This window comes from Bartonella sp. AA23NXGY (genome assembly GCF_042197165.1).
Taxonomy (GTDB): domain Bacteria; phylum Pseudomonadota; class Alphaproteobacteria; order Rhizobiales; family Rhizobiaceae; genus Bartonella.
Map to the genome: position 1 here is coordinate 1 of NZ_JBHIRO010000032.1, position 6,751 is coordinate 6,751.

Genomic DNA, 6,751 nt, shown 5'->3' on the forward strand with positions numbered 1-6,751 from the left:
GCGGTGCTGTCTATAAATTGATACAACCCACCCGCAGAAGAACGGGGATTCCTTGCATTCGGATTGCCTCCACTTTCCACTTGCGCAACACGGTACAAATAACTCTCTGGCAAACCATAACGCACTGCTGCTTGACGGATCGCTTGATTAACAGAAGGACTAGAACGGGTCATAGCCTAATCTCCTCCCTTACTCAAATGCACTCAATAAATTCAACTCCTCCGTTGAGGCTTTTCCCCCACCTCCAAACAAAGCAGCAGAAAGCTTTTTGAACCATTCTTTTGTCGCATATCCCTTATGATGCGCGTTTACCATGCGTTGAATGAGAGCTACAATTTGATCATTCTTAATCTGTGTCCCCCCTGTTAACAATTTGACAACATCCTTTTCAATCCGTTGACGCTCTCTAAACGCCGCCTCTTTGAAAGGAACCCAAGCTGCCTTCCCAGCAGCTTTTGCTAATTGTACAGCTGCATCACGTTTACCCGTTGGCATACTGACATTATGCGTAAAAGATATCTTTTCATCCGCTACACGACCTGGTATTCTGTTATAAAAATCTGCATAATCAGCTTCTTTATTGACAACATTCTTAACAGCAGAAGCTTTATCTGCTCCATAAATCTTTGCAAATCGTTCATACAGATCATTCGTACCAAAAATCTCCTTTGCCTTGGATACTTCATCTCCTGCTTGCCCCATACCTTGTAAAAGTTTTGCTCTTGATCCCTTTTTAAAGTATTCTTGTTCTCCCTCTGATAATTCATCAAAGATTTTACTGAACTCATCCTTATTAACCGACTTGCTAAGGATTTTAGAACCTTTACCCATAGCATCTACATGTGAACTATATTGATGATACAATGCCCGCCCTTTCTTATATTCAGACGATATATCATCCATAATCTCTAATAACTTTTTGTCGATATCTACTAAGCTACGAACTTTGCTATTGTTTCCTTGCCTCTTTTCTGCCCGTATCATAAAATCAATAGCCTCCTTAGTTTTATGGAGAATACCCATGTTGGGTTTCTCTTTAAGAAGGCTAAATTTTTCAGAAGAAAACGGACTGGCTTTATTGCCATCACTAATGAATCCCCTTAGCCCTTTATTATAAGCTTGTTTAAAGTATGGACGCTCCATTAATTCATTAAGTGCCCCATAATATTTCTCTCCTATTGGTATCTTTTTAGCTATTTCATAAAGAGTATGGGATGCTTCTTTCCTACTCGCGATAAGATCACCTTTTAAACCTGTGACATTTTGACGAGGAACAAAGTGTTCATCAGCAGCTTGATGAATACGCTCCCCTCCTCCCAGCGCTCTCTGCCCAGCTCTTTTAGTCAAATCAAGATAAGCTCCTTGATTTCTTTTCGCGATATCAAAAACAAGATCCTGTAAAAAAGGACTATGATCAGCTACATAATCGGTAGAGACCGCATTCTTAAAAGATTCTCCTAGCTCTTCAGACGCCTCCTTACCTAAATGTTTACTGATTGCTCTTAACGTGTCTGTTGCAACACCTTCCTTATGAGAAGGAGAAAAAAGTCTTCGTATTCCGCTTACCGGATAACCAGCTAAATGAGCTAAAGCACTTCCAGCCAATGCCCCACCCGCTCCTAAACCTGCACCAGATAACGTACTTGTAAGTGTATTACCAAGTCCTTCACCTTCTCCCGCTCCATGTAATGCACCAGATGCCGCCCCTACTTTAAGCAAATGCGGCAATGTTGTTTTGTTCGTGATGCCTAAAAATGGACTTGCAAATCGACTTGGGGGTAACTGACCTGCTTTCAAAAAGGCTTGACCTAATTTTGACCCCGCCACATTCCTTGCAAGTGTAGGCGCTACAAAGCGTGCTCCTGAGGCTAACAATCCTCCTCCTAAAGTCGCAAGGGAAGGAATTGCCGACCCTAAAGCATTTCCAGCAAAAGAAGTCCAATAATGTTGATCACTCATCCTACGATAATAATCACGTATTCTATTGGCTTCTTTCTCATATTTTTCTATGGTTTTCTTATCTCCAGTCCAATAGTTGTAAAGCCCCTTCGCAAAAGCCTTTATTGCCAACTCATCATCAGAATCACGTCCTGCCGCTGTAATCCCCGCAATCTCATCATCTAAATTAAAACTCAAACCATGCTTTAAAGAATTCCAAAAGGCTTCACTGCTACTTATTTCGGGATGTTGGGATGATGTTTCGTATTCATCTTTAGGGATACGACGTATAACTCTTATTCCAGTACCAAAATCTGGAAATGGTTCCTCTACCGATTTTTCGTATTCATGTTTAGGGATACGGCGTATAATTCTTATTCCAGTACCAAAATCTGGAAAATCTTGATGAGTATTATTATGCTGAACCATTTAACTATCCCTAATAATTTCATACAAATCTTTACCATCATGAACGGTTGCTTTATCTCCAATAGCAAGTTTTTTAATATTTGCTCTGCTAATTGTAGTTGGCAAGTTTGCACTACCTCCTTGTGACATCGACTGATTAGCATATTGAGCAGAATACTTTAGACGCGGTCTTACTTCCATTCCATTTGACAACCTATAAATTTCCTCATCATTCAGTTTTTTAAAAAGATCAAACATATCTTTGATTTTTAAGAGCGTTTTATATAGTTCTTCTGGTTTATCGCTAATGTCCATAGTACCATAAGATGCTACTATGCGCCTGCTTTCTTCATTAGATAACGGTCCAACGCCTAATTTCCCGCCGTCACTTTGCTTTTTGATTGCTTCAATCACTCGAACAAAGACACCACCTTCAAGCGTTTTTAATTTATTTTTTAATGTTTTTGCAGCAGTATCGGGGAAAATCTGAGCAAAAGCACCGACCTTACCAGCAGCCTTTTTGGGATTCTTCTCTATAATTTGAAGAGCATTGTTAACTGTATCCACAATATGATTAATTTCTTTTGCTGCTACAGCAGCAGTGTTTCTCTTACCTATTTCCCACTCTTCTATGTCTCGTTTTTTCTGATTATACTCAAGTTCCTGCATCGACCCCTTAACCGGTCTCGCTCTACGTTCACCTAGTTGTGAATTGGGATCCCATTCATAACCTTTATCTAACTGAGGTTTATCACCACCTGTTAGCATCGCACTAAGCATTTGCGGATTACGTGCCATGATAGCAGCTTCTTCTTCGCTGTAACCTTTAGATTTTAGGTATTCGACGGTTTGATTGACTTGTTCTCTTCGTTTATCACCTTCATTAAGATGCTTCACACCACTTGCAAGCGCATCCCACCCAGAACCGTCTGATGAAGATTCTGCCATACCTGCAAAAAGATCTTTGAGCTTCTGATACGCATCTGATTGAAAAAACTTATAAGTATTGGACTGTAAAAATTTCTCTGCATCTGTCAGTTCAGGAGTCGGTGTTGGGGAAGCGGGTGCTAATGGTTGCGTTTGTTCATTAATATGAGGTTTTAGTTCTTGTGGAGTACTCTCTAGTGCATTTGGCATGGGTGGATGTTGATCAAATCCAAGAGGCATTTCCGCTTTAGGAGCCGTATAGGGCATAAATGGTCCATATGGATTCAGACTATTCTGTAAATAGGGGTTGGATGGGGCTTGTGCTTTCTCTGGTGTCATCATACTTTCAATACCTGACATTCCAGTCATAAATAGAGAGGTTTTGGGGTACTTTGTTATGAAATTCCCCACGGGGTTCTTTGTTATTAATTGTCCCAATCTATTCGCCCCTGTAACCGCTTTAGGAGCAAGATACCTAAAAACATGAGGCGCAGCTCTTGCTGCCATAAAAGCTGCCCCAGCTAATGGAAATAATATTGGAAATGCCATCACACTCTCCTACAAAACTATTCTTTAATTATTCTCCAGAGCTTTCTTTTGATTCATGTAATCTAAAAAAAACTTGGATGCTCCTCCTGCCAACGCTGCTCCCATTGGACCACCTGCCATGTAACCAAAAGCCATCGGTGCTGCTTGAAGTGCTAAAGAACCTATAGTCCCTACATTTTTCCACGGATTATTGCCCTCTATCTTAGAGATTGTATGATTATTCGTTGTCGTACCGTAATTTCTTGCAAAGCCATGACCGGCGTTCATAAGCATATTCAACCTATTCCAACCGCTATTGTCTTGTTCCAGCCAACGTTCTCTATTGGCATCAACAAGGCGTTGATTGTGGGCATCAAGCACACCTCCCCCTTGTATGGCATTGGAATAGGCATTCCCATAACCTTGTAAGAAGTTATTTGAGGCGCCCAATTGATTTTGATTGGCTTGGTCTATCATGGCATTGGCTTGCATCATGCGGTCCGCATCACGATTATATTGCTCTAACATAGCACGAGCGTATATAGAATCTCTTCCTTTCCGCACTTCCTCTCTGTGATCAGGAGTTGCATAACGACCAATACCTGAGAAATATCTGTTAATTTGAGTGTCTGAATCATCTAATGCTTCTTGAAGTGCTTGTTTGAAATACGAATTTTCTCCCATCATACCACCAGAGGCCATATGTCGAAGATTCATGGCTGCCGACGTTGGATTATAGATTGTATTCATCAAAGAGCGATTTTGATAATGATGAGGAATACTTCCAAGACCACCAATTCCATAGCGCGTTTGATCACTTAACGGCGCTACACGAGGACCACCATAAACATTACCACCCATCCCTGTGTCATACATGTTATACGCATCTGCACCCCCACGCTTAAAGACATTCTGCATCCAAGCAGGAGGGGCGCTTGTTTGTACCTGCTTCTGTTCTGTCGTTGTTGGTGTCTTGCTCCCCATGTCACAATTCCTTCCTATAATAAAGCATAGCTATGCCATAGCCTTGCTTGGTTAGTGCACGCTTCCAACCTAAACGACCCAAGATCTCCATTTCAGAAGCACCATTCTCACGCGCCCAATCCTCTACAACTTGCAAATTGTCAACTTGATCAAGAATGCCCTTGCCACTACATTCACAAATCAGTGCGCGCTTCTTTCCTAAAACTGTCTGTTGTATCTGGGTCGTGAATGCCGCTAAAAAGCGCTCGTCATCATCCAAAACAAGCCATAACTGTTTCTTGCCACTGCAAATCGCTTCAAGGAGCTCTTGCAACGTGATTTCATGTTTGAAACGCTCTACATACTCTCTAAAGGATGCAATGATGTCTTCAAGATAAGGCGCTATACGCTCCATATCCCAAGACGTGGTCAAAAAGACTTTTGCCATTACCCTCTGCCTAAAGGACGTAAATCCACATTAAATCCTGTGATTTGGTTCCAATGAACACCTTCAGGAATACGCAATTTAAAGCGGTGATAACGATTGCGCGAACGACCATGATAAGCACCCGTGACATATGAACATGCCCTCTCTTGGTGCCATGTAATCGGTGTCTGATTATTGCGAAGCCGACGCTCTCCTATGCTTAAAAGACCTTCCGTCGTATCAACTTCAACAAACATCTTCGTGATAAAGTTAAAACTTCCATCTGGTGCTCCCAATTCTTGCGAAACAACCGTTGCTTCCATCGGCGCACCTGTAAACATAACAAGCCGATTTTGGTCATCAAAAGCACCAAGCATGGGTGCGCCACTTTGCCAACGAGGGCTGTCTAAAGAAGCCGGTAATGTCTCAAGATTGATCGAGATCTCATCTAACTGTTCTAAAGTATAACCTGTCGTAAATACTGGAAACAACGTGAAAGGTTTTCCCTGTAGCGTCGACCATTTCTGCAATCCCCAATCATAGACAAAGGTCGTTTGCTCGTTATTACCTCTTTTTAAGGACCAGTAAATCCGGTTATCAATGGGGTCTATAACCCCTTGCATCTCATCAAGAGCAAACTTATCAAAGGTTTTAAAAACCGTTCTATCAACCTTCTCAAAGCCTATCGGCAAAAGTTGACCATCAGCACTGATCTGATAAAAGCCACCATCACTCGCAAAAAAAGCATCACTCCCTCGACAAGCTATAGAGGCTGCACTGCGGGATCCACGCTTGTCTTGAAGCTTTTGAAAAATAAAGGGGACTTTAGAGCCTAGCGTAAAACAACCAGCATAAATAGCAGAACGCAAAAAAACGAGGGGATTGCTCGATTCCGTTGCCCCTTGAACATATTCTCCATCATTAAAATTATGATAATAACAATCTTTATCACCTACCGTCCAATGAGTTGCATCATTCAAACCCGACCAATGGATGCGATTGGGATGATCTGTTAATTGCATCAAACAAACAAAATCACCCCAAACCTTCACCAATCCTGCTTTCGGGGGATTGCCTCCTAAATCTTCAAACCGTTCAGAGCTATGAGTATTAAAGACTTGTGGTTTATCATTTTTATTCACCGCAATAATAGTTTCACCAAATAATGCAAACGACCATTTATTCTCTTCATTTGCTTGATAGGTCACACCACTTTGGCTTATGTCTTTCCAACCCTTGGTTTGACTATCATAACTGTAAAGCTTTTTGGCTCCTCCTACGATTATCTTAACACCATTGCCACTTCTAAAGGCTATGCACCCCAACGGCTTTTCTTCTAAAGCATGAGACACTACCATTGCATTAGGCATCGGAATGTAACAGCCATCAGCCGGTAAAACATTCACAAGCATATCCGTAAAACTGCCGTTGACAACCGCAACATCTGGTCTGTAATCAGCGATTGGAAAATAAACCATATTAGAAATCCGTCGGAATTATTCGAGTGACGTTATGACGTTGAGACGTCTCTGCACGCAATTCATGCAACTGTTCGTTAAA

Annotated in this window: 6 protein-coding genes; all 6 read right to left on the reverse strand. The window is 41.6% G+C overall.

Annotation, left to right across the window (positions count from 1 at the left end):
• Positions 1–173 (reverse strand): transglycosylase SLT domain-containing protein (locus ACFINY_RS09030; protein ID WP_375655508.1); only part of this gene is annotated, 173 nt, incomplete at its 3' end.
• 16 nt (positions 174–189) lie between these two features.
• A complete protein-coding gene (locus ACFINY_RS09035) occupies positions 190–2,367 on the reverse strand; it encodes a hypothetical protein (protein ID WP_375701026.1) in 2,178 nt (725 codons plus the stop codon).
• Positions 2,368–3,822, reverse strand: a complete 1,455-nt coding sequence (locus ACFINY_RS09040) for a hypothetical protein (RefSeq protein WP_375643563.1) — start codon at positions 3,820–3,822, stop codon at positions 2,368–2,370. It lies immediately after the preceding gene.
• A 24-nt stretch (positions 3,823–3,846) separates the two neighbouring features.
• Positions 3,847–4,785 (reverse strand): hypothetical protein, encoded by a 939-nt coding sequence (locus ACFINY_RS09045; RefSeq protein WP_375630381.1) that lies wholly within the window; start codon positions 4,783–4,785, stop codon positions 3,847–3,849.
• A gap of 1 nt (position 4,786) precedes the next feature.
• The gene (locus ACFINY_RS09050) at positions 4,787–5,212 is read right to left on the reverse strand and encodes a hypothetical protein (protein ID WP_375630382.1); all 426 of its coding nucleotides are present in this window, start codon (positions 5,210–5,212) and stop codon (positions 4,787–4,789) included.
• Positions 5,212–6,669 carry a hypothetical protein gene (locus tag ACFINY_RS09055; RefSeq protein ID WP_375701027.1) on the reverse strand — a complete coding sequence of 486 codons (1,458 nt, stop codon included), beginning with the start codon at positions 6,667–6,669 and terminating at the stop codon, positions 5,212–5,214. The genes ACFINY_RS09050 and ACFINY_RS09055 overlap by 1 nt, the downstream gene beginning before the upstream one ends.
• Positions 6,670–6,751 lie beyond the last annotated feature (82 nt).

Coding starts and splice junctions, on each gene's coding strand:
- ACFINY_RS09050 (WP_375630382.1), bottom strand. CDS start 5,212: ATGGCAAAAGTCTTTTTGACCACGTCTTGGGATATGGAGCGTATAGCG.
- ACFINY_RS09040 (WP_375643563.1), bottom strand. CDS start 3,822: ATGGCATTTCCAATATTATTTCCATTAGCTGGGGCAGCTTTTATGGCA.
- ACFINY_RS09045 (WP_375630381.1), bottom strand. CDS start 4,785: ATGGGGAGCAAGACACCAACAACGACAGAACAGAAGCAGGTACAAACA.
- ACFINY_RS09035 (WP_375701026.1), bottom strand. CDS start 2,367: ATGGTTCAGCATAATAATACTCATCAAGATTTTCCAGATTTTGGTACT.
- ACFINY_RS09055 (WP_375701027.1), bottom strand. CDS start 6,669: ATGGTTTATTTTCCAATCGCTGATTACAGACCAGATGTTGCGGTTGTC.